Annotated in this window: 29 protein-coding genes; 5 read left to right on the top strand and 24 right to left on the bottom strand. The window is 48.7% G+C overall.

The window, feature by feature from the left end:
• Positions 1 to 268: 268 nt before the first annotated feature.
• From Q0668_RS07935 to Q0668_RS07860, 16 genes are all read right to left on the bottom strand, one after another.
• Complete coding sequence (locus tag Q0668_RS07935; protein WP_298862451.1) at positions 269 to 640, bottom strand: hypothetical protein; 372 nt, start codon at positions 638 to 640, stop codon at positions 269 to 271.
• 55 nt (positions 641 to 695) lie between these two features.
• Positions 696 to 1,202: a hypothetical protein gene (locus tag Q0668_RS07930; RefSeq protein ID WP_298862448.1), complete on the bottom strand. Its 507-nt coding sequence runs from the start codon at positions 1,200 to 1,202 to the stop codon at positions 696 to 698.
• 27 nt (positions 1,203 to 1,229) lie between these two features.
• Positions 1,230 to 1,475 (bottom strand): DUF6868 family protein, encoded by a 246-nt coding sequence (locus Q0668_RS07925; protein WP_298862445.1) that lies wholly within the window; start codon positions 1,473 to 1,475, stop codon positions 1,230 to 1,232.
• 89 nt (positions 1,476 to 1,564) lie between these two features.
• Entirely contained in the window at positions 1,565 to 2,233 is a 669-nt protein-coding gene (pcp, locus tag Q0668_RS07920) for a pyroglutamyl-peptidase I (RefSeq protein ID WP_298862443.1), read from the bottom strand.
• On the bottom strand, positions 2,230 to 2,739 hold the full coding sequence (locus Q0668_RS07915) for a hypothetical protein (RefSeq protein WP_298862440.1): 510 nt from the start codon (positions 2,737 to 2,739) through the stop codon (positions 2,230 to 2,232). Before Q0668_RS07915 ends, pcp begins: the two co-directional genes overlap by 4 nt.
• Positions 2,736 to 3,413, bottom strand: coding sequence for a hypothetical protein (locus tag Q0668_RS07910; RefSeq protein ID WP_298862437.1), 678 nt, complete (start codon positions 3,411 to 3,413; stop codon positions 2,736 to 2,738). The genes Q0668_RS07915 and Q0668_RS07910 overlap by 4 nt, the downstream gene beginning before the upstream one ends.
• Positions 3,414 to 3,500: 87 nt before the next feature.
• Positions 3,501 to 4,079, bottom strand: a complete 579-nt coding sequence (locus tag Q0668_RS07905; protein WP_298862434.1) for an RDD family protein — start codon at positions 4,077 to 4,079, stop codon at positions 3,501 to 3,503.
• Positions 4,080 to 4,163: 84 nt separating this feature from the next.
• Entirely contained in the window at positions 4,164 to 4,664 is a 501-nt protein-coding gene (locus tag Q0668_RS07900; protein ID WP_298862431.1) for a hypothetical protein, read from the bottom strand.
• 196 nt (positions 4,665 to 4,860) lie between these two features.
• Positions 4,861 to 5,493, bottom strand: a complete 633-nt coding sequence (locus Q0668_RS07895) for a hypothetical protein (RefSeq protein WP_298862428.1) — start codon at positions 5,491 to 5,493, stop codon at positions 4,861 to 4,863.
• Between the two features lie 66 nt (positions 5,494 to 5,559).
• Positions 5,560 to 5,796, bottom strand: coding sequence for a hypothetical protein (locus tag Q0668_RS07890; RefSeq protein ID WP_298862425.1), 237 nt, complete (start codon positions 5,794 to 5,796; stop codon positions 5,560 to 5,562).
• An 82-nt stretch (positions 5,797 to 5,878) separates the two neighbouring features.
• A complete protein-coding gene (locus Q0668_RS07885; protein WP_298862421.1) occupies positions 5,879 to 6,238 on the bottom strand; it encodes a hypothetical protein in 360 nt (119 codons plus the stop codon).
• A 70-nt stretch (positions 6,239 to 6,308) separates the two neighbouring features.
• A complete protein-coding gene (locus Q0668_RS07880; protein WP_298862418.1) occupies positions 6,309 to 6,680 on the bottom strand; it encodes a hypothetical protein in 372 nt (123 codons plus the stop codon).
• Positions 6,680 to 7,243 (bottom strand): hypothetical protein, encoded by a 564-nt coding sequence (locus Q0668_RS07875; protein WP_298862415.1) that lies wholly within the window; start codon positions 7,241 to 7,243, stop codon positions 6,680 to 6,682. Before Q0668_RS07875 ends, Q0668_RS07880 begins: the two co-directional genes overlap by 1 nt.
• A 3-nt stretch (positions 7,244 to 7,246) precedes the next feature.
• Positions 7,247 to 7,738: a hypothetical protein gene (locus Q0668_RS07870; RefSeq protein WP_298862412.1), complete on the bottom strand. Its 492-nt coding sequence runs from the start codon at positions 7,736 to 7,738 to the stop codon at positions 7,247 to 7,249.
• A gap of 122 nt (positions 7,739 to 7,860) precedes the next feature.
• Complete coding sequence (locus Q0668_RS07865; protein WP_298862407.1) at positions 7,861 to 8,751, bottom strand: hypothetical protein; 891 nt, start codon at positions 8,749 to 8,751, stop codon at positions 7,861 to 7,863.
• The gene (locus Q0668_RS07860) at positions 8,738 to 8,998 is read right to left on the bottom strand and encodes a hypothetical protein (protein WP_298862406.1); all 261 of its coding nucleotides are present in this window, start codon (positions 8,996 to 8,998) and stop codon (positions 8,738 to 8,740) included. Before Q0668_RS07860 ends, Q0668_RS07865 begins: the two co-directional genes overlap by 14 nt.
• A 98-nt stretch (positions 8,999 to 9,096) precedes the next feature.
• Here Q0668_RS07860 and Q0668_RS07855 point away from each other — a divergent pair, with 98 nt between their 5' ends.
• Positions 9,097 to 10,356, top strand: coding sequence for a mandelate racemase/muconate lactonizing enzyme family protein (locus Q0668_RS07855; RefSeq protein ID WP_298862405.1), 1,260 nt, complete (start codon positions 9,097 to 9,099; stop codon positions 10,354 to 10,356).
• 68 nt (positions 10,357 to 10,424) lie between these two features.
• Here the strand turns inward: Q0668_RS07855 and Q0668_RS07850 are convergent, their stop codons facing one another.
• The 3 genes from Q0668_RS07850 to Q0668_RS07840 all read right to left on the bottom strand — a co-directional run bounded on the left by Q0668_RS07850 (position 10,425) and on the right by Q0668_RS07840 (position 12,695).
• Positions 10,425 to 11,270, bottom strand: a complete 846-nt coding sequence (locus tag Q0668_RS07850; RefSeq protein ID WP_298862402.1) for a hypothetical protein — start codon at positions 11,268 to 11,270, stop codon at positions 10,425 to 10,427.
• A 48-nt stretch (positions 11,271 to 11,318) separates the two neighbouring features.
• Positions 11,319 to 11,861: a cysteine hydrolase family protein gene (locus tag Q0668_RS07845; RefSeq protein WP_298862399.1), complete on the bottom strand. Its 543-nt coding sequence runs from the start codon at positions 11,859 to 11,861 to the stop codon at positions 11,319 to 11,321.
• A gap of 93 nt (positions 11,862 to 11,954) precedes the next feature.
• Positions 11,955 to 12,695, bottom strand: a complete 741-nt coding sequence (locus Q0668_RS07840) for an AraC family transcriptional regulator (protein WP_298862396.1) — start codon at positions 12,693 to 12,695, stop codon at positions 11,955 to 11,957.
• A gap of 177 nt (positions 12,696 to 12,872) precedes the next feature.
• Here Q0668_RS07840 and Q0668_RS07835 point away from each other — a divergent pair, with 177 nt between their 5' ends.
• From Q0668_RS07835 to Q0668_RS07820, 4 genes are all read left to right on the top strand, one after another.
• Positions 12,873 to 13,820 carry a dihydrodipicolinate synthase family protein gene (locus tag Q0668_RS07835; protein WP_298862393.1) on the top strand — a complete coding sequence of 316 codons (948 nt, stop codon included), beginning with the start codon at positions 12,873 to 12,875 and terminating at the stop codon, positions 13,818 to 13,820.
• A 17-nt stretch (positions 13,821 to 13,837) separates the two neighbouring features.
• Entirely contained in the window at positions 13,838 to 14,782 is a 945-nt protein-coding gene (locus tag Q0668_RS07830; protein WP_298862390.1) for a proline racemase family protein, read from the top strand.
• On the top strand, positions 14,779 to 16,038 hold the full coding sequence (locus Q0668_RS07825; RefSeq protein ID WP_298862387.1) for an FAD-dependent oxidoreductase: 1,260 nt from the start codon (positions 14,779 to 14,781) through the stop codon (positions 16,036 to 16,038). Before Q0668_RS07830 ends, Q0668_RS07825 begins: the two co-directional genes overlap by 4 nt.
• Positions 16,039 to 16,281: 243 nt before the next feature.
• Positions 16,282 to 17,847, top strand: coding sequence for a hypothetical protein (locus Q0668_RS07820; RefSeq protein ID WP_298862385.1), 1,566 nt, complete (start codon positions 16,282 to 16,284; stop codon positions 17,845 to 17,847).
• A gap of 63 nt (positions 17,848 to 17,910) precedes the next feature.
• On the opposite strand, the gene Q0668_RS07815 is transcribed toward Q0668_RS07820, so the two are convergent.
• The 5 genes from Q0668_RS07815 to Q0668_RS07795 all read right to left on the bottom strand — a co-directional run bounded on the left by Q0668_RS07815 (position 17,911) and on the right by Q0668_RS07795 (position 25,508).
• Positions 17,911 to 18,780 (bottom strand): hypothetical protein, encoded by an 870-nt coding sequence (locus Q0668_RS07815; RefSeq protein WP_298862383.1) that lies wholly within the window; start codon positions 18,778 to 18,780, stop codon positions 17,911 to 17,913.
• Between the two features lie 389 nt (positions 18,781 to 19,169).
• Positions 19,170 to 20,636 (bottom strand): DUF1501 domain-containing protein, encoded by a 1,467-nt coding sequence (locus tag Q0668_RS07810; RefSeq protein ID WP_298862381.1) that lies wholly within the window; start codon positions 20,634 to 20,636, stop codon positions 19,170 to 19,172.
• Positions 20,633 to 23,419: a DUF1553 domain-containing protein gene (locus Q0668_RS07805; protein WP_298862379.1), complete on the bottom strand. Its 2,787-nt coding sequence runs from the start codon at positions 23,417 to 23,419 to the stop codon at positions 20,633 to 20,635. The genes Q0668_RS07810 and Q0668_RS07805 overlap by 4 nt, the downstream gene beginning before the upstream one ends.
• Positions 23,420 to 23,442: 23 nt before the next feature.
• Complete coding sequence (locus tag Q0668_RS07800; protein WP_298862377.1) at positions 23,443 to 24,978, bottom strand: LamG-like jellyroll fold domain-containing protein; 1,536 nt, start codon at positions 24,976 to 24,978, stop codon at positions 23,443 to 23,445.
• Entirely contained in the window at positions 24,975 to 25,508 is a 534-nt protein-coding gene (locus Q0668_RS07795; RefSeq protein ID WP_298862374.1) for a sigma-70 family RNA polymerase sigma factor, read from the bottom strand. Before Q0668_RS07795 ends, Q0668_RS07800 begins: the two co-directional genes overlap by 4 nt.
• Positions 25,509 to 25,712 lie beyond the last annotated feature (204 nt).

Raw genomic sequence — 25,712 nt, 5'->3', positions numbered from 1 at the left:
AATACATTCATTCGGCGGAAAACGGGGCCCAGCAGCCACACCGGCAATGCTGAAGTGATGAGTAGGCAATGATCCTTTATAGACTATAGTCTAGACCCAGCCTGTGATGAGGTCTCATTTAAGTTTTTTCTTAATTCAATAGACAGGATTCCCACTTAGATAAGCGATTCTTCAACAGGCAGATAAGCATGAGCGCGCCTGGGTAATTTATGCTTGACTAATTCGAACGACAGATTCGTTGTGCATAGTTCATTCTAACGAGAGCCAATCATTCCACAATCTCAATTGGTTCAAGCTGATCCCACGCATAGCTCATACCATCAATCGAAATAGCACTCACCATGATGTCAATTTCGTGCCCCTGAAATTCAAACCTCACACGACCAGGACGCAACGTAACATCCCGAAATGTCATGCTCATTCCCGACATTTTGTATGCATCATCGGGTAGCTTGAACGTACCCAACTTCACTCCGCTGGCCTCTATGCCCTTGAACACAATCCGGCGGCTCAGGCTTTTTGAATCGGAATCCACAAGGCGGAGCACCAAAGCCAGACGAGGACCCTCATTGTCAATCTCTACTTCCCAATAACCCTGCGACGCATTAAAGGATTTCCAATACCAGCACAAAAGAAGCACACACAGTTACCTGCAACTTCACTTTATCGAAGGTTTCTTCATTCTGATTCATCGTTCAACCATCCTCAAACTTCTGCAGGTGCTGTTCCAGCTGATCCCATTCTTCGCTAACATGTTGATGGATTTCCGGGTTGGAATAGTAGGGATGCCCGCTGGAAACGTAAACGTCGATCGCATCTCTCACATGAGTAATCAGCGCCATTACACGCGGTACCAGTTCCCGAACTTCCGGCAGACAGTCTTCGGTAAACTGGCACTGAATTGGAGATCCCAGCCCCAATATCTGGCACCACTCACTTCCATTCTCTTCACTCCAGACCGGGGTGACCAGCAGATAGCGTTCTAGCACCGGGAAATAATAGACAAACGCCTTGCCCCCCATCCACATGAAATCTTCTGAGTACGCTCCGGGATGCTCCAAAAATTTCCGGTACGCCTCTGCCAGAGTCAACCCGCCAAAGTTCCTCCATGCAGACTGCGCATCCAGGTCACCGTCATAAGGATCGAAGTCCCGTTCGCCGGGCAGGGGACCGGATGTATTTTGAAATTGATTTTGTGTCATGCTGCTGCAAATTTCTCTTAAATCCGTTTACCCGATCATCAACATCGCCACATAAGGCACCAGACTAAAGGCCAGGAAGATCAGCTTAAAAGCACCAATAAACGCATAGATCACCACATTAAAAGTTTCCCGCGGCAGCGGAAACCACGCGTTTTGCGTGCGATACACTAAATCGGGCGCGAACAGACAAAAGCCCGTCCAGAAAATCAGAATGCCCCCATTGAAAATCGTGCACCACATAAAGAACGTTGTCAGCATTTGCAAATCCATCATCAACTCCTTTTTTATTTATTATTCGGCGTCATCAACTGACGCTACAGTAACAACACCCTGGATCCCATCAAGTTCATTTCAAAACGATATTAAATTTGTAACCGTGAAAAACTCGCATCTTCAATATCCTGAGAATTTTCAAGAGCAGCCTGAATCCCCAACCTGACTCCCGCGGCCGAGGTCTCGACCGACATACTGGGAGCCCCCAGATTCTCATCGAGGGCAGCCACACAAGGCAAATGGGGCAGGTGAATCCAACCAGCACGAATCGGCAATCGTTCTGTAGCGATGTGATGCAGAATTCCATACATCAGATGATTACAACAGAATGTACCAGCCGCATCCGAGATATCAGCAGGAATACCAGCAATCCGCATCCCCTTGACCATCGCACGCAGCGGCAGTGTGGCGTAGTACGCCGCAGGTCCCTCGACCGCCGTGGGTTGTCCTTGCAAAGCACAACCCGCATTGTCCGCCAACCCGTAGCGGGTCGCATCATTCAGGTTTTGCGCCAGCCGTTCCACGGTGATCATCGCCCGACCACCGTATTCGCCCAGCATGATCACCAGCTCCGGTTGGACTTCGGCAATCAGGTTTGTAACAAAATCGATACATTCAAAAAATACATTAGGTACAATCCGGGCAACAATCTCAGCATCACCAACAGCAGTGCCGTCTAAGACTCTCGCCACTGACTCTGCCGGATTAGTCGGCGTATTTCCATATGCTTCGAATCCCGTCAGTAATACTTTCCTCATTTCAAGTCCTTCCTGATATTCCGAATCCGCGCTTTGACCGATGCTGCCTCATCCTGCATCGCATGACCCAGAATCTGATCAACTTCAGTTTGATACTTCGGATGCTGCAGCGCCAGCTCATAGAAACCATTATAAGCCCAGGCCCGCACAAATTTATTTTCACTCTCCACACAGCCTCGCAAAAACGATTCCACACGTTTGACATTCCGTTTCCCAATCGTCAGAAATGGCAGACTTTGCAGCAGATGCAGTTTCGATTCCCACTCTTCCAGATCCGACAACGATTCAAAAACCCGATTCAGATCATCCGTTGATAACGCGCCACCCTTACCCTCTTCCAGATACCGTTTCAGCAACCAGCTGACGCCCCGTTGCAACGCAGGCTCTTTCAGAAGTAGTACAAGTTCTACCCCCACCCCCGTTTCCGAACCGTGCCGCTCGTAAATCTCCTCCAGATCCTCAACCGACTTCCCATTCCAGACCGCGATTTCCTGCTGTAAACTCATGACATATCACTCTCAGGTTTCACTTCAACTTTCACATCGCGCCAGATACCACTGTGCCACAATCCGGGCGTCACGACCAAAACAGCAATCAGCCCGATAAAACCGGCACTGAATGAATAAAAACTAAATATTGCTCCTGCCATCTGTTCGCAACCACACAACTGGTATTTCGCGTAGATCGTCTGCGGCAGCCCAGCCAATGCAGGCAGTCCTTCGTCAATCGTAATGGTCGCCGTGTATTGCCTCGTTTTGAATGTGGGAAGATCAGCCAGCAGAATTTCCCCAGGAGCAACTCGTACGATCCGACTACCCAAAGGCTGATCTCGATAATCGATTAACGATCTTCGGACGATTTCTTTTCCCTCTTGATCATGAATCACAATCCTGGCTGACAAACCTGACAATAGCCCGACGGGAAGAGCGCCATTCTCATCCTTAACATCATGATCCAGAAAAATTCCCTCACCATGTGAAATGCTGCATGTCTGGCGAAAAGGAACAGTGATCGTCCCCGGCTGTGAGAAATCAATCTCCGTCATCATGGGACGAGCAGTCGTCCATTTCTGAAACTGCTCAAACATATAATTCGCAGATGAATAAAAGAAAACGGCACTCATTATCGAAAGCAAAGCAAGCACAACACCAGTCAATCTGCCAATCGCCAGTTTTCGCATAAACTAACTCCAACCGGTAAATGTAATGCCATGACTCTTTTCAAAACGATCAGATGGAAACAGGAGCCCCGTTTTAATCACCAGTGTTTAGTGCGCTTCACTTTCCTCTATGACTGGTTTGCCTTCATCAGATTTGATTCGCGTCACACGCGGATACATCAGATTATAACCTAACGCACTATAGTAAGTCATATGAATTTCAGCGGTCCCCATTGATTCTGCATTGTTTTTGATTACGCAGGTACCAGCAAATCGATCGCGTAATGTCTGTCGATCATCATCTGTAGCGACCCACATCAGATCAAATATGAAAACAAAGGGACCGACTAACCAAAACAACAGACGATATGTCATACGAAAAACGGAGGGCCTCTTTCCACGCAGATTGACAATCCGCGCATTGGCAAGCCAATAACCTGCGGTTCGCAATTTCGAAGCTTTGAGAATCGTAAGATAGGCCCACACAAAAAGATAATAATAGAGAAAATACGTATCGGTAAGATCATTCGTCAAAGCAATGCAGAGAGACGCAGATGAATAATAGATGGCATACAGCACTACAAGATCAACGACGAGAATGACGATGCGACGCCAGATCCCGATATAATCACCGGGAGCATAATAGACTCCTTCACCCAGTGAGGTATCCCGTTTGCGTTGCGCCATATGAGTATCCTAATTCGACACAGAGATCTGATCAGCTTTCGATAGTGTTTTATTACTCTTATTCCTGTTCGCGCACTGCTGTGATCATCTTTTTCTTCGCCGAGGCGGTCCGTCTACCGCTTCACTTGCAAGCTGATACAACTGGAACCCGGCATAACACAGCCAGGCACAACAACCGAGAAAGATCCACACCGCTACTTTACTGGAGTGTCCTTCGAGACGAGATGAATCCTCGACGCCGGGCAAATATTGAATGTTTACTTTCGGTCCGGGAGTCGGCCAACTGCTGGGGACATCGTCACGTTCACTGTGATGCTTCCCCTCTTTGTCTGTAAACGTATATTCCACAGCAAGTAGGCTACCACCCTTTCGAGAATTTCTGGTTTCAAATGTGCGTGCCACTTCGGCTTCTGCAGTAGTACCCCACACAGCAAATTTAAGTTCCTGAAATGACAGATACCCCGATACCAAAAAAGCGATTCCTGCAATCAGAATCCATTTTAGTTTTGACAGTTCTTCTTCTTCATCCATCTTGATGTCGTTCTTCTGCTGAGATTCTCTGGAAATTGTAAATCCTGATTGCATGCCTGTTCTCTGCCAGATTCAGTAGAAACAAGCAAGCCAATCGGTTCTATTAATCTACATGCAAATTCATACACAAGTCAACATACCAACCCATTACACAATCGTGTAGTACCAGGCCTTTTTTTTGAAAGGTCAAGTAGAATATCGACCACTCCACTTTGGAGTACCGCTCTATTTCAATTCACTCCTACATCCTTTACTCATGCACATAGGCCCAATCCTTCACCGGTTCCAGCCATCCACCATAGCCGCGTTTGGGATAGTTCTGCTTCGGAAAATACAGCATCTGATCGAAGCCAACTCCAATACAAGGTGTCCACACGGAAATGGCCCACGGATTCCCATCGTATTCATTTCTGGTTGGCGAGTCCGAATGATAATGAAACTCCGGGCATGCTCTGATGCCCGTATCCGGAACAACGGACAGGTAATCGGGCACTAGATCATCCAGTCTCTTTGGCGGCGCGCTGTGATCGCGTTCATATGCCTTAATCGCCTGGGTCAAAGGCAAACTCCGTTCGGTGAACGCTTCCCACCCTGACACCCAGACTTGATCTTCCAGATAACTACCCACCACATAACAAGGAAGATAAAACAGGGCGAGCAGTAACCAGGGCAGGGCCCGAGTGCGATACCGTTTGAAGCAAACACGTACCAGCAACACCGGCAATGACAGAACAGCAGCCAGAAACAAAAATAGATAAAACATCGTAAACACGAAAAAGAAACCACTGCCATACTTCGCCAGCACACCCCACTGCGCGAACGGCATCAAACCAATCGCAGAAACCGCATACAACACATAAATCAGCCGGTCTTTAGAATTCATTCTTATTGCCGAACCTTGTTCCACTCACAAATTGCGCTTCCACTTTGGAATTTTGATTTGCAGTATCTAATCCCCTCCCACTTCATCTTCACGAGTTTCCACTTCTTTCGCCTCACTCACATGAGCACCCGCGGGGTTCACAATGCGATCCATCTCCAGCATCATCCCGGCCATCACTCCCGATTTCCCACCCGAACCCTCTTTATGACGATACAGGTCTGCCAGACACCCCTTGATAACAAAAGGCATCACCAGCAAAAAAAGTACGATTGCAACAAGCACAATCAGATCGATTTGCTGCATAGGTTTTACCTCCCTCATCGAACGCCCACCATATCGGTACTTATGATATAAGTTTGACATCAATCCTGATCTCGAATGCAGTTTAATTTTCCCAAAGCTCGATTTCCGTAGGCGTTTTCCGTTTGGATTCACGAAACAGTTTCCCTGACTGAATCAGGCCAATCATGAGGAAAACATAACCCAACGTCCTGATAGAAGAAATCAGAATGTTCAATTGATTTATCGACTCTCGAAACTTCTCCAAGAAATCTCCATCCGCAAAATGATACATCAAATGCAGGCCACAATAATAGAGCCCTGTTAAAACAGCGATCAGCAGAAATAGAATGAACCAGGTCTGAGCTTTGTTTGCAGGCCACCTGAGAACGATCACCAACATCGCAACCGCGATCATCGCGATCACAAACCCGTTGATAGTGTAGAAAATTTGAATATAACCCATTAATTCACTTTCAATAAAAGAATGATAAATTTGTTGTGGAATAAAACAGGTTGAATTCGCTGCATAGGTTTTACCTCACATCGCTATCAGGAGAAAAACGCACCAGAATTTTTCTCAACTGAGTACGCAACTGAAACACAGCCACTATAAATAACAGCTTACCAAACATTGATAGCGAAGCCAGAATCATCCCGTATTTCCAGAAATGCGAATATTCGTCAGGTCCCATCAACATATTCCCGCCTTCATCGATTCCGGAATGATTAACTAAGTAAGGGAGCAGATGAGAAAACGCTTCGGTCAATAATATCAAAGACATCGAAACCACCAGCCACCATTTTCCGTTCACTGCAGGCCAGGTCATAATCAAATACAAAGCAGCGCACCCCACCAGGAATATCAGCCACGGCGAGACTTGCCAGAAGACATGATACATTCCCATTACTGTTTTGCTCCGTTTGAATGAGAAAATTGATCCCCTCGCACTGATTGACCTGTCAATCGACAGGCGGCAACCGCATCCTGGATTCCAGAAATCAAAACCAGCGCCGCCATCACGACCATCACCAGACGTAATAAATCCGGCACTGAGGCGGGGGCATACGCTATTTGAGTTGGCAGATCCCGCCATTCCAAAGCGCCGAAACAGACTGCCGTTACCAGCGCCCCGAATAACATTCCCATGATGATATGTAAAACATACTCACCACTCGGCAGACCGCCCAGAAAACGACGACTCTCTCTTTCCAATGCGAAGTCAACAATCGAAATCCCGACATCAATCACAAACAGAGCAATCAGACACCAGAAGTAAATTCCATGCAGCGTTACATTCGGTATCAACAAAAACAGGAGTGCATAAGTAGGACCACGCAAGCTATGCACAATCAGTTCGAAACGAGAATCCGGATTCGACCGAATCCCATGCGCAAAACTATGATAAACGGCAATATCAGTGGCTCCCAAACAGCCAAGAACGAATAAAAGATAGGTTGCCACTTCCATTGATCAAGTTCCTGCCCGTTGATCTGCTGCCGTTAAAGCTGCCAGTTCGCCGCTGCCTGCCATACGCTGCAAAGTACGGTTGCGAAACGCGAACAGGGAACGAATCGCGCCCGCTGCAAACAGCCGTGTTCCAATCTCGCCCCCATAAGGCCACGCGAGCCTGATATTAAGTATATCACGAACGATAGTCTTATCACCCACCTCTTCGAATTCATGCATATGATTAAATAGTGAAAAAGGGCCGTGTATCATCTCCTCACCAAACAGGCAGGGAGGTTCATAAACGATATGACGGAACCCCATGACCATGGGAATACAGCCGGCAAGCGTTTGTTCGACCCAGACCGTCGAACCGGGTCGAATGGAAGACTCATGATGCAGCAACCGAAATTCAGGAAGATCGGCATGTAAATTGTTCAAGTGATCGGGATTTTCATAAAACTGGAACAGCGTCTCACGGGGAACAGAAACGAGTTGTTCAAAACGAAATTCCATAAATTTGCTCAATTGATTCCAAATTAAATTCGAGTAATCGCCGTCGTTACAAGTCTAGCCATCATAACACTCCCCGCTTCGGTAAGAGACTGCAACAATCTGTAACAGCAAAAAGCATTTGCTTAAACTTTTTCCGGAACCCTTTTGAGGTGCAAGCCCTTAGCGGCGATTTGTGCGGTAATCAAGGCATCAGAAGTATTCGCAATGATAAATAGAATCCCAGCAAAAACATACTCGCCTTCAGAGATTGAAATCGTAATAAGTAAGAGTAAAAACATAAAACCAAAAAACTCTGCAAACGCAACCGAGTAGTGCTTCATCACAAAATCACCCCAGGAGGGGAAGACAAAACTACGCACGCCAATTTCCATTGGCTTCCAGAACGTAGCCCCGCAACTTTCACATTCGTAATCGTGTTTCGGCACAACTTCATAACAATGGCCGCAAAGTTTTTCGCGAGATTGTGAAACTTCAGGATCAAACCCTTTCTCCTCAAACAATTGGTAAGCATCCAGAAACACTTGTCGCATGGTGTTGCGATCAATCTTGGGAAAGCCGGAATAATTCAGATTCTTACCGTCTTTCAGGCAGATTTTCGCATTCCCGAAAATCGTGCTTTTCAGCTCTTTGATCTGACTATAATAAATCGACCAGAACGTGCGCTTCGGCTTCCCCGAACCATTCGTACGAATACACAACATCCGTAAATTGGTAAGGATGACAACCGTATGATTAATCGTTTGTGCCCAGAGCACTCCCATGAAAATCTGTTCGGAAACAGAGGATTGATTCCCTTTCGAAATGAATAACACTTCCTCATTATCCAGCAGCATCTCTTCCATTAATGGTTCAATGCGTTGCACCAGTTTGAATTTTTTCTTGATCGCGCCGTTCGCAAACATGCCTGTAATCTTGGGAAACATGGTTTCCAGTCGATAATTAATAGCGGGAGACAAAACAAGATTTAATTCCGTTAATCTGGTTTCAACCGCGTTACTGTCAACTGCATTCATTTTCCATGCTTCCTGATTTTGAGAGCGTCATTGAAGTGTAAAAAAACATCATAACCAGAACCGTTGAACAGTTCAAAATAATTATCGCTTTTTCATGTATTTCAAAAATTCTCAGAATAAGCTGATGGACTTCTTGCTCTATCTCATTCCAGATTGCCATCAGCGTAATAATTAGGAAACGAGGTTTCACCACGCTGGCCTCAGAGCGAGGCACATGGTTAGAATGAAGTACTTGCCGATCGAACATCGGATCAATTCCACTCGTTAGTCATCTGTAAAAGTCGGCTGAAAGAACTTTCACTGCAAATCAGCCATTGAATAAATCATCTTAGAAGGAGTGTTGTCATGCCAGCCTCTCATACGAATCGGCGAGAAATATTACAAAAGGGCGCCATCCTGGCAGCAGGTTATTTTGCCGGGACTCCTTCAAGCGCGCAGGCCGCCGCATCGAATCTGCAGACAGACCTGCCGAAGCTGAAGATCACAGGCGTCAAAACTTTTTTACTGAAGCATAAATTAAAAAGACCCTTCGGCGTTTCCGTCTCCGTTCCCCTTGATGAATTCAGAAGAACGCTGTTAGTAAAAATTGAAACCGATGCAGGGCTGACAGGTTGGGGTGAGACCGCCCCTGTAAGCGGCTCCCGTGACACGATTGACAATCAAATCGCCCCCAGGCTCATCGGCCAAAATCCGCTCGAACAACGCAAGCTATGGCGTTTGATGTGGGGGCCGAACTTTGGCAACGCACTCGCGGTCGCCGCACTCGACATGGCGGTCAACGATATACGAGGCAAAGCATTGAATTTACCAGTCGCAGAATTATTTGGCGGAAGACTCCGCGACCGGGTCCCCGTTTATGCCTCAGCCATGAATTACCTGGAAGGTGCACAACCAGAAGACCATTACCCCCGCGAGGCGGAAGAATTAGTCCGGCAAGGTTTTAAAGCTTTGAAAATGAGAATCGGACGTTATTCGGTTTTACGCGAAGCAGCTGTAGCCGCATCGGTCCGTAAAGCAGTGGGACCAGATATCAAATTAATGGCCGATGGAAACGCAGCCTATACACTGTCATCGGCCATGCGCATGGGTGAGAAATTAGAAGAGTTAGGTTTTGAGTATTTTGAAGAACCATTACCACAGGGTTCCCATTATGCAGGATATGAAGAATTAAGACAAAAACTTGAGTTGCCATTAGCGGCTGGCGAAGCCGTCGATTCTCGCGCCAGCGCCAAAGAGCTGATTGATCGAAAATGCATGCACATCATCCAACCGGACGTCAGCCTGTGCGGCGGCATCGGCGAAACACTCTTTATCTCCGAACTCGCCGCTTTGTCGGGAATACGTTGTATCCCCCATTGTTGGGGCGGCGCCATTCTCATTGCCGCCACAGTGCATACGCTCGCACTCATGCCTGATCCGCACTGGGGATTCCCAACCGATACCCCGATGCTGGAACTCGATCAATCAGAAAATCCCTGGCGCACAGAAATCGTCAAGCAACCATTCCAGCAAAAGGACGGCTTCGTAAAGGTACCCACCAGACCGGGACTCGGAATCGAAGTTAACGAAAACATCGTTGAGAAATATGCAATTAATCGACGTTGATTTCCGGCGCTGCACTGCGGAAAATGAAATCCTACGCAGCAGAGACGAAGACATTACTCAAATTCGAGCTAATCATTGTCTGGTAGTTGCTTTAAATACCGAGCATTCATAGCGCTGTTGTAAGTAAACACTGCATCGCCACAATTGGTCGTAACAAACACCAGAACAGCATAGAAAAATTCGCCGTTAGCAAGCGCAAATGCGATCCCAACCCAGATGAACACCGTGAAGGAAAGCTTACTATAGGCGATGACATAGTCCTTCATGGCAAAGTCACCCCAGGAAGGAAAAATTAAACTGCGGATCCCAACTTCAAACGGTTCCCAGAAAGTGGCTCCGCAGGCATCACACTCGAATTCGTGTTTCGCAACAACTTCAAAACAGTGACTACACATATTTCCCCTCGACTGCGAGACCGAGGGATCAATGCCTTTCTCTTCCAGCAATTTAACAGCGTTCAAAGAAACTGAACTGATTGTCTTACGATCTATATCCTGAAACCTTTGAAAACTCACCTTTCCACCATCTTTGAGACGGATTCTGGGGATAAAGGAATCAATTTTTTTCAGATCAACAACCTGCGTATAGTAGATGAACCAGAACGGTTGATGGGGAACTTCCTTACTATTTACAGGCATGCATAACATCCGTAAATTAGTGAGTACCACTATGGATTCGTGATACTCTATTTTCCCCTTCGTAACAAACAGCACTTGCTCATTTTTCAGTAACATCGCCTTCAGTAATGGTTCGATCTCCTTGACCTGCTGGAACTTTTTCCTGATCTTTCGATCCAAAAAAATCCCGTCCAGCCTGGGGAACATCGTCTCCAGCCGATAATTAATCTCGGGAGACAAAACCAGACCCAGCTGGCTTAACTTCAAACGAACCATTTCAGGAGTCACTTTAGTCATGCTCGGTCTCTCTTCAAAGCAAAGCCCGCAGACAACCTCTGAACTATTTCACAGTCGCTTTATCCAGCTCTGCACATCCAACACTTCGCTCAACATCATCTGTTGCGCACACAGAATCGAACGCTGCAATTCTTCCGCCGTCACATCGCCTGCAGAATTCGAAAGCGCTAATGTACCCGTAGCATCACTCAAAAATTCCACGGTAAACCCGAGATGCACCGCCTGTCGGGCCGTCGTGTCACAACACATATGCGTCATGTAACCGGCGATGGTCACGGTATCCACACCTTTCTCGCGCAACCATGTTTCCAGCTCTGTCCCGGTAAAACTGCCCGGCAGTGTTTTCTCAACCAACAGATCATGCGGACGAGATGCCACCTCGGGATGCAGTTCCCAGCCCGACGTCCCTTTCTGAAAAAACGGCTTATCCGGATCAGAAAAATGATGTTGCACCACAACCACAGGCACCCGACCCGCCGCAGCATCCATCGCCTTTAAAATCTGTTCCAGATGCCCCGCCGGATGGGTAATCGGCAATGCCCCCGTAAAATATTCATTCTGCACATCGATCACTAACAACGCCCGACTCATGGATACTCCCTCATTCCTTCTCGTGAAATAGAATACTTCATATCTTCAAACCATGTATCACAATAACAATAATGCAAACGGGCAACAATTGTCTTAGTCCCTCCGGAATTCATTTGACTTCTGATAATCGCGAGGTGACATCCCCGTCGTACGCCGAAACTGGCGCGTAAAGGCACTCTGATCAGAATAGCCGACACTCAAGGCAACCGACGCAATCAAGGTGTCCGTTTCGCGGAGCGTCTGCCGGGCACGATCAATCCGCAGCTTCAACAGCCATTGACCGGTCGTAAGACCAAATACATGACGCATGCGCCGATTCAATTGATAATGAGACATCTCAGCGATCTCAGCCAGCTCTTCAACCGTTGGTGGCGCAGACAAGTTTTCCTCAGCATAAGAGATCGCAGCCGCCAGGTGTTGATACTCTGCGGTTTCCAGATCGGGCACATGCAAGTCCTGGGAAACACCCACCAATCCTACAACTTTGCCAGTCTTCCGTTTTCGCAAAGGCTGTTTACACGTCAGACACCAACCCACATCCCCGGAAGCATAGATGTGCAACTCCAACTGTGACACAATGGGCATGCCCGTCTGCAAAACACTTTGGTCCTGCGCCTCAAAACTCGTACCCAATGGAGCCCGCAGCACTTCAGCCGCCGTCCGACCGATTAATTGCCCTTTGTCCTGGACACCACAACGCTCCACAAGCGTCTGATTCACAACCAGATACTCAGCACGTTCATTCTTGATGAAGAATACAATATCCGTCAGATGGTCAAATAACGCTTCGCCCGTAAACGGCGGATCTAACTGGCTCAAAAACTCATGAATCATCGCAATCTCTCCTTTCCCCAATTGTGCGCTTTTTCAAGTCGATTGTCGACTCTTTGTCAAGACAAGGCGAATACATGACCGTATGATTAGCCTTTAATCAATAAACACGTAATAGTGCCGCATTCTGGCACTCACAAACACGTTGATTCAGCCGACACCATAACAGGGAGAACTGAAATGACCGATAAAGCACAGATATTCCGTGGATGTATTCCGGCATTAATGACACCATGCACGGAGCAGGGCACACCCGACTTCGAAGCGCTGGCCCGCAAAGGAAGTGAACTGATCGCAGCAGGCATGCGAGGCGTCGTCTATTGTGGCTCAATGGGTGACTGGCCTTTACTGACCGACGAACAACGCATGGAAGGAGTCCGCCAACTCGTCACGGCAGGTGTCCCAGTCGTCGTCGGCACCGGAGCTCAGAACACACAACGCGCCGTCGCCATTGCCAGTCACGCCAAAGAAATCGGAGCAGCCGGACTCATGGTCATACCGCGTGTCCTTTCGCGGGGAACCTCACCAGCTGCACAACACGCTCACTTTGCAGCGATCCTGAAGGCAGGCGGGGAACTTCCAGCAGTGATTTACAACAGTCCCTACTACGGTTTTGAAACAAAAGCCGATCTCTTCTTCGACCTGCGCCGCGAACATTCCAATCTCGTGGGATTCAAAGAATTCGGCGGACCGGATTCACTGAGTTACGCCGCAGAACACATTACCAGCACAGACCCGGACCTTGTTTTGATCGCAGGCGTCGACACACAAGTCTTTCATGGCTACGTACACTGCGGCGCAACCGGATCCATCACAGGCGTGGGTAATGCATTACCCAGAGAAACCCTGCACCTACTCGAACTCTGTACGCAGGCAGCCGCCGGCGATGCCGAAGCCAGAAAACTCGCAATGGAACTGGATGAAGCACTCCACGTGCTTTCCACCTACGATGAAGGACCGGACCTGGTATTGTACTACAAATACCTGATGGTCCTCGAAGGTTATCCCGAATACGAGTTCCATTTCTACAAATCAGATGCGCTCAGCGCCAGTCAGCAGACTTTTATTCGGCAGCAATGGGAACAGTTCAGAACCTGGTGGAGTAACTGGCCCGGTTCAAACACCTGATTTGTCAGGAGACAATTATGCGCATCATTGACTCACACACGGAGGGTGAACCAACCAGAGTGATCATTGGCGGGGGCCCCGATCTCGGAAACGGTTCCTTGCGCGAACGTCTGTTACGATTCAAACAAAACCACGACCACTTTCGCAGCACCGCCATCAATGAACCGCGCGGATCCGAGGCAGTCGTAGGCGCTTTACTGTGTGAACCAGAAGATTCAACCTGCGCGACCGGCGTCATCTTCTTCAATAACACCGGCTATCTGGGAATGTGTGGACATGGAGCCATGGGTGTCGCCGCCACGCTCGCCTATCAGGGCAGGGTAGGGCTCGGCCTCTGTCGATTGGAAACCCCCGTGGGCGTCGTTGAAGCCAATCTACTGACTCCCAATAGAGTCGCCATTGAAAACGTCCCCAGTTATCGTTATCGACATCAAGTCAGTCTGAATGTTCCCGAACTCGGAACCATCGTCGGCGACATCGCCTGGGGAGGAAACTGGTTTTTCCTGATTGAACAAACACCCGTTCCACTTACACTGCAAAATGTGAAACCGCTCACCGCTGCCGCGTTACAGATTCGTTCAGAACTCGAACGCCAGCAAATCACTGGCGCAGATGGTGAGGAAATCGATCACATCGAATTCTTCGGACCCGCAGAATCATCCAATGCAAACAGCCGTAACTTCGTCTATTGCCCGGGCGGCGCCTATGATCGTTCACCCTGCGGCACAGGCACCAGCGCTAAACTCGCCTGTCTGGCCGCAGATGGAAAACTAATGCCAGGAGAATCCTGGATTCAAGAGAGCATTATCGGCAGCCGTTTTGTTGCCACCTATCACGTAGGTTCGAACGGTGAGATCATACCCACCATCACGGGCAACGCATTTATCTGTGGGGAGGGAATACTCATCCTGCAACGTGACGACCCTTTCCGCAACGGCATTTCCCTCGCAGGGCCAGCATGAATTCGTCCCCAAAAACGGAAACAGCAATCGTCGTCGGCGCCGGCGTCATCGGTATTGCCTGCGCGCATTACCTCTCAAAATCAGGTATGCAAGTCACCGTTATAGATCGCAATACAATCGCAGGCGCCTGCTCGCATGGAAACTGCGGATACATCTGCCCCTCACACGTTCTGCCGCTCACAGAACCGGGGGCTATCCGCGTCGCTCTCAAATCGTTATTCACCCCCAACGCCCCCTTTCGTGTCAAACCACGCTTGAGTCCCGCACTCTGGAACTGGATCTGGCAGTTTGCCAAACGTTGCACGCAGCGCCAGATGCTCGAAGCAGGCAAACATCTCCAATCGATTCTTGATTCATCGATGCTCGAATACCGCAGGCTGATCGCTGAAGAACAACTCGATTGTGAATGGACAGAAAAAGGACTGCTCTATGTCCTCCAAACCGAAAAAGGCATGCACGAGTTCTCCCAAACGGACAAGATACTCTCTGATCACTTTGGAGTGAAAGCCCGCCGCATCGAAGGCACTGATCTTTGCACTGTCGATCCCGCTCTCAAAGACAATCTAGCGGGCGCCTTCTATTATCCGGGAGATGCTTCGGTCCGACCAGACCTGCTCAATACACAATGGGCAGAACGTCTCAAACAGCGTGGCGTCAAGTTCGTAGAGAACTGTGAATTGCAGAACATCGGTAAATCGGAGGGCCAAATCACACACCTCAAAACTTCGAAAGGGGAAATGGACGCGGATCGCATTATCTTCGCCACCGGTGCCTGGAGCCCTCAGTTATCTGCCGAGTTGGAATGCCACTTACCCATCCAGCCCGGCAAAGGTTACTCCGTTACCATGCAGCGACCCGACCCGTGCCCCATCTATCCCATGCTGTTTCCAGAGCACAAAGTAGGTGTCTCACCCTTCCAGAACGGCTATCGACTCGGCTCAATGATGGAATTCGCCGGTTATGATACCGCAATCCCAAAGCGTCGCATCAATCAACTACGCGTTTCAGCGAAACCGTATCTGATCACTCCCTATACGGAAGGCGACCAGCAAACATGGTTCGGCTGGCGACCCATGACCTGGGACAGCCTGCCAATCATCGGCCAGGTTCCCAACCTCACGAACGCCTACCTCGCTACAGGCCACAACATGCTTGGAATGAGCATGGCCACAGCCACGGGAAAATTAATCGCCGAAATCATTCAGCAACAACCCACCCACATCGATGCGACCCCCTTTTCACCAACGCGTTTTTGAGCCCGTTGATAGCAAAGCCAGTTGAATATCAAAATTCAAAAGCACTTTTCCATAGTGTCCTCAAAGCTTAATTCTTTTTCGTGCATTTCGTGGTAGATAAAAACACAACCGATCAATACGTTTCGTCTCTTTCGTGGTAGTACTGACCCCAGTTGCCTTTCAATCAAACCAAAAATTGGGTTAAAATAAAAACCACACCTGATTAACCAGCCTCCCGCAAGTTCATCCAACAGGACCAGCACCATGAAACGATTGCCAGCCTTTTGCCTCTGCCTCTTAATCATCCTTACCACAAATATTACGTACGCAGACAAACCAACGGCCAAACCAATCGATGTTGGCTCGCGCCTCGAACTGATGGTCGATAACACCCTGATTGCAACACGTTCGGCAAACGCCCGCTTTGTCCTGCATCATCCCGTTCCGCAGGAAGTCGTCATTTCACACGATTCCCCCTGGGAAGGCAGCGGCTGTGGTTATCACAGTATTTTCCAGGATGGTGATAAATATAAAATGTACTACAAAGCCTGGCATCTGGATGTGCAACAGGGAAAGCTCGGACCAAACCCCAGCTTTTTCACCTGTTACGCCGAAAGCGATGATGGCATTCACTGGAAAAAACCGAATCTGGGCCTGTTCGCTTTCCCCAAGGGTGGCTCCAAAGACAATAACATCGTAATCGGCCTGGATCGACGAGACTGGATGAAAACCGCTAATCCCGATCCCGTACATCCAGCCGTCTTCAAAGATGAAAACCCGAACGCCGCCCCCGATGCAAAATACAAAGCCATTCTTCGTTCCCGCAAGCCCAAAGGACTACTCGCACTCAAATCGCCCGATGGCTTAAAATGGTCGCTCATGTCCGAAAAACCCGTCATCACAGACGGCGCCTTCGATTCGCAAAACCTCGCCTTCTGGGATCCAGCCACGAAACAATACCGCGCCTATTGGCGCTACTTCACCGCTGGCACCACCGACAAAGTCTGGAAGCCCGCCGGTGATCGCGCCATCCGCACCGCAACCTCCGACGATATGATCCACTGGAGTAAACCACAAGACTTGAAGTACGGCGACACTCCCAGCGAACAACTCTACACAAACCAAATCAAACCCTACTACCGCGCACCACATATTCTAATGGGCTTCCCCACACGTTACATCGAACGCGGCTGGTCTAAATCAATGGAAGCGCTACCCGAATTCAAACACCGAAAAATGCGTTCGTCAATCTCCGACCGCTACGGCATGGCAATTTCTGAAGGTCTCTTCATGACCAGCCGAGACGGCGTCAACTTCAAACGCTGGCAGGAAGCCTTCCTGCGTCCCGGCATCCAACGCAAGGGAACCTGGGCCTACGGCAATCAATACATCGCCTGGCAGATGGTAGAAACCAAATCAGCCATCGAGGACGCCCCCAATGAAATCTCTCTGTATTCCACTGAAGGCTACTGGACCGGAAAAGGGAGCCAACTCCGCCGCTACACCATGCGCATCGACGGCTTCGTTTCCATCAACGCCCCCATGAAAGGCGGAGAGATCATCACCCGCCCCATCACCTTCACAGGCAAAGAACTCCTACTCAACTTCGCCAGTTCCGCCGCCGGTTCGATCGTCGTAGCAATCGAGACGCCCGATGGAAAACCAATCCCCGGCTTCACCGCCCAAGACTGCACCGAAGTCTTCGGCGATTCCCTAGCACGCCCCGTCTACTGGAAAAACAGCTCCGACGTCAGCCAACTCGCCGGCAAACCAGTCAGACTAAAAATAAAACTCAAAGACGCGGATCTCTATTCGCTGCAGTTTAAGTAAGCAAACTTGAAGGGGAGTGGGCTACTGAAATTTGACAAGGTGGGATAGCTCAACTAGATACAATTATTCAGTTTCATAATCATATCTTATAATATCGACCTTTATGTCTTTATGAGTTTTGGGATGAGGCTCTTTTGTGGGAAGCACAGCAGTAATATGCTTGAGGGTTCTAATTTTGAAAAGTGGGTCTAAATCACTTGACTTCATTTCCCTACTGCTAATCCATATTTCGGCAAGAGATTTTGATGCCGAAAGATCAGATAATTCAGTAGGAGAAAATGTCGTACCTCTTATATCAAGATGTCTTAGCTTCGGAAGAGTCGCCAGCATCTCAAAGGTACGTGATGCTAACGTGTTGTAGGACAAATCTATATATTCGAGAGTTTTGATTTTAATAATTTGCTGGAGAATCTCTTTGTCAACAGAACAATGTCTTAAGCTTAATGATTCAAGACGTAGTGACTGAATATTTTTTATAACTTCAGAAGTGAGGTTGTATTTACCAATAGACAGATCAGTCAGGCCAGGAATTCGATTTAAAAGATTCGATAAATTACTGGTGCCGACTTTTGTGTCATAAAGATAAATGTCCGATATTCTATTCTTAATTGGAAAGTTGCTACAAAATTCTGTAGATAAATTACAGTCAAAAAAACTGATTGATGTAATATTTTTTAGCTTCCCAATGATCAATGCCTCTCTCGCGGTGAGTTTCATATTACTTAGCGACAGAGATTGTAGCTCAATAAATGTGCAAATCGACTCTGGCAAGGGCTTTTCAGACCATTCAATATCATATTCTAACTTTAACACTGTATCAGCCAGTCCGACGGGTGACGCTATTTTCAGACGACTTAACAGCCCAGACCTGGGAGTATAAACAAGCCAATGTCTGGGCATTTGGTAACCTTTATTTTCATCAATCGCTTCCAAGTAATAATTTTCTTCCAAATCTTCCGCAACTCTGACGCGGTTTAAATAGACCGACCTGGCTGAACTATTTAAGACGCAGTAGAAGCCCAGCAAGATTAAAAGAAATAACAGACATGTAATGATAAGGGTTTTGGGTTTGTATTTAATTTTCATCGGAGTAGGTATCTAAAGAATAAGGGAGGTAAATACCATAGACTCTGTCATCTAAAGAACATTCTCACAGTGATTTTAAGCGATAAAAACAGGTTTATGAATAATATCACAAGGTAATCTAGTAATCGCCGGGTGCCACTGTCGGCTGGCCCGACAGTGTTTAGAACCAGCGTCCAACAACACAACTGTTCGTGTAATTTCGTGTCTTTCGTGGTAGTAAAAATGCTTTAGAGTGATCAAGAAAGCACATCACGAATCACATGACCTTCCACGTTCGTCAAGCGGCGATCAATGCCGTTATGGTAAAACGTAAGCTCTTCGTGATTCAGCCCCAACAGATGCAAAATGGTCGCATGAAAATCAGCGGGCGTGATCACATTATCTTGAGCCTTGAACCCGAATTCGTCGGTAGCCCCATAACTGGTTCCTCCTTTGACGCCAGCCCCCGCTAACCAGCAGGTAAAACCCAGCGGGTTATGGTCGCGACCGTAGGTTCCCGCCTGGAACATGGGCATCCGACCGAACTCGGTCGCAAAAACGACTAATGTCGATTCGAGCAAACCACTCTGTTTCAAATCTTTGAGCAGACCGGCTACAGGTTGATCCAGGATCTCACCATGCACGTCGTACTGTTCTTTCAGCCGACTGTGCCCATCCCAGTTAATCCGTCCCCCGGAAGCGTAGGCACCGTTGAACAACTGCACGAACCGCACACCACGTTCCACCAGACGTCGCGCCAGTAGACAATTTTTGGCGAATGATGCTTTCGTTTTGTTCGGACTATCCGTCCCGTATTGGCGATGGATATGTTGGGGTTCATCTTCAATGTCAGCCGCCTGGGGAACATGCATCTGCATCCGGGCCGCCAGTTCGTAACTGGCAATCCGCGCAGAAAGATCTTTATCCTCAGGCGTCTTCGCCAGATTTTGCTCTTCCAGAAAACGCAGCGCCGCACGCGCTGCACTATCAGATTTCGAAGAAATCAATTTCGGCCGTTTCAAGTAACGCACGGGTTTTGTCGTACTGAAAGGTGTTCCCTGAAAAGCAGCCGGCAGAAATCCATTGGCCCAGTTATTCGGCCCTGACTGAGGCATCCCCCGCGGATCTTCTATCGCCACAAACGCCGGGAGATTCTGATTTTCAGACCCCAACGCGAAATTCACCCAGGCTCCCATACTCGGAAATCCATCAAAAGTGAATCCGGTATTAATCATATTCTCAGCGGGCCCATGCGTATTTGACGTATTCGTCAACGAATGAAAATAACAGATGTCATCAGACATATCGCCAATATGCGGCAACAAATCCGAAACCATTTTCCCGCATTCGCCCCGAGGTCGAAACTTCCATAGCGGTTGCGTAAGATTCCCATTCGGCCCCTGAAATGAAACGAAATTCTTCTTGCCCGGCAAGGGCTGACCATGCAGGCGAATCAGTTCCGGCTTATAGTCAAACGTATCCACATGACTGACTGCGCCCGAACAATACACGACAATCACATTTTTCGCCCGTGCTTTGAAATGCGGCTGACGAGGTGCATAGGGTTTCGCAGGGTCAATCACCGGCGATTTCGCACGCAACTCATCAGCAGTCAGCGCAGCCAGTGCAATCCCCGAAAGTCCCTGTAAAGCCCCCATCAGAAACTGGCGTCTCTGAGGTTGATGAATACCAGAGTATAAATTCTTTTGCGATGAAACACTCATTGGATAGTGATAAACTCCTTAGTATTGAAGAGCACGCGGCAAACCTGCTCGAGACCATGTTGAGAAGCCAGCTCGGTCAAACGTTGCATTTCATTCGTTCTCGGAACGCGTGAATAAATCAACTCAAAAGCCCGACTCACTTGAGCCGCGGGTTCCATGCCAACTTCGCTCCGAACGCGTTCAGCAAAAAATGAAGCCTGCCGATTGATAAAAGGGCTGTTCAACAGACTCAACGATTGGATCGGCGTAATCGATCGCGTCCGCTTAGGTTTCATCTGACCCGCATCAGGACAGTCAAACGCGCCGAAGATATCCACCGACTGCATCCGAATTTTGTGAGCATAAATCATCCGACGCCACCCCGATGCATCAAACGTCTCTTTGGCTTTGTAATCTGAGAGCCCGCCCCGTTGATTGAAGAAATCAAAACCGGCTCCCCCCATCTTAAGATTCAATTTGCCACTTACACTTAATATCGAATCGCGAATCGCTTCCGCTTCCAACCGTCGCGGCGGAAATCGCCACAACAACCGTGATTCCGCATCCACCAGAAGCGCCTCTTTGCGAGGCTTACTCGACTGCCCGAAGGTTCGAGAAAGCACTATTTGACGATGTAGTCGTTTCAATGACCAGCCATTTTTAACGAAGTCAACAGCCAGCCAGTCCAGTAATAAAGGATGTGAAGGAGCCGCCCCCATCTTGCCGAAATCAGAAGGGGTATCAACTATGCCCGCTCCAAAATGATGCTGCCACACGCGATTCACAATCACACGAGCCGTCAGGGGATGATCATCGCGCGTCAAATGCCGCGCTAAAGTCAGCCTGCGCGCAGCCTCTGGTGCATCAAGCGCCAGTTTCGAACCACCCAGGAACACAGGTGCCGAGGGAGCAACCGGTCTGACACGCTTCATTGGATCACCTCGACCCAATAGCCACGTTTTATTCGGCTGTTCCGTAAAACGGGCCGCATAAACTTGAGGACCTCTCGCAAGTCGACCCTGTTCGCTTTCTGTTTTACGAATCGCCGCCGTTTTCTCAACAATCTCGAGAACCTCTGTTTCGCTTAACCCGGAAATCTTGACATCTTTGGCTGCACGCACATCATCGATCCGAGGCAGGCGATCCTGAGTATTCGATACACGCTTCCAGGAATCCGAACCTTCAGTCAGCACTTCGATTTCATAATCGACGGGAATACTGGAACCGTTATGCCACACGATTCGATTGATAGTCTCGGGTTCCGACAGATCAATGCGTAACCAGGCGGGCCCTCCTTTGGCAGAAATCCAGGGAAATGCCTGTCGCCGATCAATCGATCCATCAACCAGGTTATCAAAGTGCCGCGACTGGTTCGCCAGTAAAAAACTCGACGCAGAAGGTTTTGCTCCAGCAGATGCCAGCGCCACATTTTGCGCAGGCTGATCTTTCTTGAATTCTGACCAGACTTCAAACTCATACAAGCTGGCCGACCCACGATTATTCGTCGCTTCAATGCGCATTCGCACCGCCTTCGCACGAATTGGCTCAAACGTCTCTGTCTGAACATTACTGATCGATGCCCGCAGATGATGCTGTTTTTGCAGCGATTCCCGTTCACGACGCAGTGTTGCCAGTCGTTCACCGACAGCAGGAATTTGAGCCGACCATGTATCGTTCTGTGTCCCCCGTAATCGACGATCACCATACGACAAACCAGAAAAAACGGCCTGCATCGAATAATAATCGCCTTGCGTAATCGGATCGAATTTATGACTATGACAACGCGCACATCCAATCGTCAGACCAAACAGGCTCTGTCCCACCGTCCGAATGACTTCGTCCAATTCATCCTGACGCGCCTGTCGCATCGCTTCGAGATCGCGCCCGATCTGACCGGGTAAGTTAGCGGGACCAGCCACCAGAAAACCCAAAGCGGCATCTGTTCCCAACGTATCACCCGCAATCTGCTCTGTCAGAAACTGATTGTAAGGTTTGTCCGCATTCAAAGCACCAATCACCCAGTCACGATATGGCCACGCGTTCGGACGCGGAAGATTCGTCTCAAAACCCACTGTCTCGGACCAGCGAATCACATCCAGCCAATGCTGCGCCCAGCGTTCGCCATAACGGGGCGAATTCAGTAATTCATCAACCACACGCTCGTAAGCATTCTCTTTTTTGTCCCCAATAAACGCGCTGACTTGCGCTGGAGTAGGGGGTAATCCCGTCAGAGTAAAAGAGACACGTCGCAACCACGTCACACGATCCGTATCCGGTGAAGGTCGAAACTTCTCTTTTTCCAGCCGCGCGAGAACAAATGCATCAATGGCATTCCTCGCCCATTTTTGATCTTTCGTTTTTGGAATCTCAGCTTGTTTCATCGGCTGGAAGGACCAGTGATCCTGCGCGTCTTTCTGCTTTTCCGCATGCCCGCCATCAGGCCATTTAGCCCCTGCGTTGATCCATTTTGTCAGTATCGAAACTTCCGCCCCCGACAGCAGCTTACCCTCCGGAGGCATCCGCGTATCTTCATCCTCGCCTTTCACAAACTGAATCAGCGGGCTCTCTTTCGCGTTGCCACTGATAATGCTCGGCCCATAGCTGTCACCCCCTTTGAAAACGCTCGACTTGAGATCCAGCCGCAAACTGGCCTCCTGCTTTTTACCACCATGGCACGAAAAGCAATGTTTCGCAAAGATCGGTTTCACATCGCGCTCATATTCAATCGGAGCCGCCCACAGAGAATTGGTACCCACCCAGATCATTACTGTCATCATTATCAGAGATATGAATTGCTTCATCATTAGTTTTCTATCTGTCTATTGGATTAGCGATAAGGTGTTCCCACCTTAAATAAGGCATGCACTTGCTCATCATCCATCGCACGACCGAGAATGAGTAATTCGTCCATTCGTCCACTCAATTTACGATCACGTAGATCCCAGTTACCAATCTGTCCAGGGCCAAGTCGGGCAGGGTGGGCCACATCCAATCGTTCCTCCTTGTCGAGCTTACCATTGAAGAAAAATCGCACCCTCCCGCCAACCGAGTCATACACCACCGCTAAATGTACCCAGCGTCCCTGTTGTGGCAGCACGGGTGTGAGTGAATCCGGATACTTATCAACGTTTTTGGAACCGGGATCAAGAGTATTCCCATAAAGGGCAAGCCGCATCGTAGTATGATGCGTTACCATCCAGTGCACCTGACCATCCTGTTCTCCCCAGCCATCTGTATGCAGAAATGACTGATAAGGTTCGCCCAGTTGATCGATACGCACCCAGGCAGCAAGTGTCAGTTGTGGCCACGCCTGTTCGCCGCCTACATTCAGCTTCATATGGTCTCCCACATTCACAAACTCGGGAGCATGGGAACCAGGCCAGCGGCCCTGTGTCATCCGGTAAGTCCCAGCGGGAAGATTCTCTGTTTCGAAGTCGAGCAAAGCAATCAACGCCGGATCTTTTCGTAACGCGTCAAGAAATTGATTCGATTTTGCATGTTGTCCCTCATCCAGGGCAGCACGTAATGAAGCAACTTCACCCGGGCGAATGAATGCGGAGGAACGCAACGCGCGTGACCTACCCGCACCGGCTTGGAGCTTAAACGCTTCACCATCACGCAGACTGAGACGTTTTCCGCCACCGGACGACTGCGCAATCACTTCACCTTCGAACACATGGATTTCAGCATTGCCTTGAGAGGGAATGTCGACACCAAATTTCGTACCCAAATCAACGGCTTCACCTGTCGGTGTCACGACAGTGAACCCCTTGGCGGAAGGGGGAACATCGGCAGCCAGACGACCACGCTTCATATGCAGACGTTGCGCAGATTCAAATCGGAATTCAGCCGGCGCTTCAATGGCAATTCTGGCGCCGTTTTTGGTGACGAGTTCCAGCGAACCCTTCTCGATGACAATCACCTCGTTCCGTAACACAGTCCCTTCGGTAGGACCTTCAACACCCGCGGCACTGCTGATCGTGGCAAACACGCGTGGATGTGTCTGCCACCACCAAGTACCGCTGACCAACAGAATGAGACTCGCAACAACAACCAGCATCCGGCCCGCTGAAAAGAATTGACGAGAGCCAGACTTGGAATCAAAGGTAGAATAGGACGCGCTGCATTCCTGACAATCGGTCGCCAGAGAATCAGTGAGTTGTTCGCCAGGTTGTTCATCGTCAGAAATCTGACCCGCTGCAACTTCCGCCAGTGCAGAATCGAGATTCAATAATTCATTGAAATACCGACGTGATTCAGAATCAAGAGTCAAACGCACATTGAGTTGTTCCAGCTCCCCTTCGGTGATGCGCCCGACGATGTAATTCTGAACGAGATTCTTGAATTCGTTGTCCAATTTCATATCGACGACTCCTGTGCAATATTTCGATGGATACAATCCAGCAACATTTGTCGCATGCGATACAACCACTGGTAAAATCCACCCACAGAGCGACCGCTCGTCTCTGCGATATCCTGAATCTTCGCATCTGACTGATAGGCTTGCGCCAGTAAATAACGATCAGCCGGCGGGACTTTTTCTAAACAGGACTCCAGAGCAATCCGTTGTTGATGAAGCTGCGATTCATCACGCAATGACTCCTTCGCGATCAATTCCACAACTTCCGTGTTCAATACAAGTCGATCGCGTCCCTTGTCACGCAGCCAGGAGAGTACTTTGTACCGGGCAATGCCACACGCCCATGCTTTGAAGTCTTCACCCTCATGAAACTCTTCATACTTCTCCCAAAGTACAATCGCAACTTCCTGCAAAATATCGTCTGCATCCGCCCGCGTGGGAACCAGCCGACGCACAAACGCACGTACAGCAGGCTCGTGCGTTGTGAATGCACGAAGAAATTGCTGATGGTGATCTTGATTGCCGTCTGACATCTCAGTCGCTCCTAATCTATTTTCGCTTCATCATAGAGTATTTCCAGATTCAGTTCCCATTTAACGTCTAAATTTGAAATAAATAAGAATCAACCAAATTTTTACGAAAATCTGCTACATGCTCCTTCACAATCCGACAGGCAGAGAGAAAAAGAGACCAGTCTGAATATCATTATCAACGATGATTACTCTGACTTTGTTTGT

The organism is uncultured Gimesia sp., from assembly GCF_937910335.1.
Taxonomy (GTDB): Bacteria; Planctomycetota; Planctomycetia; order Planctomycetales; family Planctomycetaceae; genus Gimesia.
Note: the sequence above shows the minus strand (reverse complement) of the source record. Positions and strands in the feature narration are given on the sequence as shown.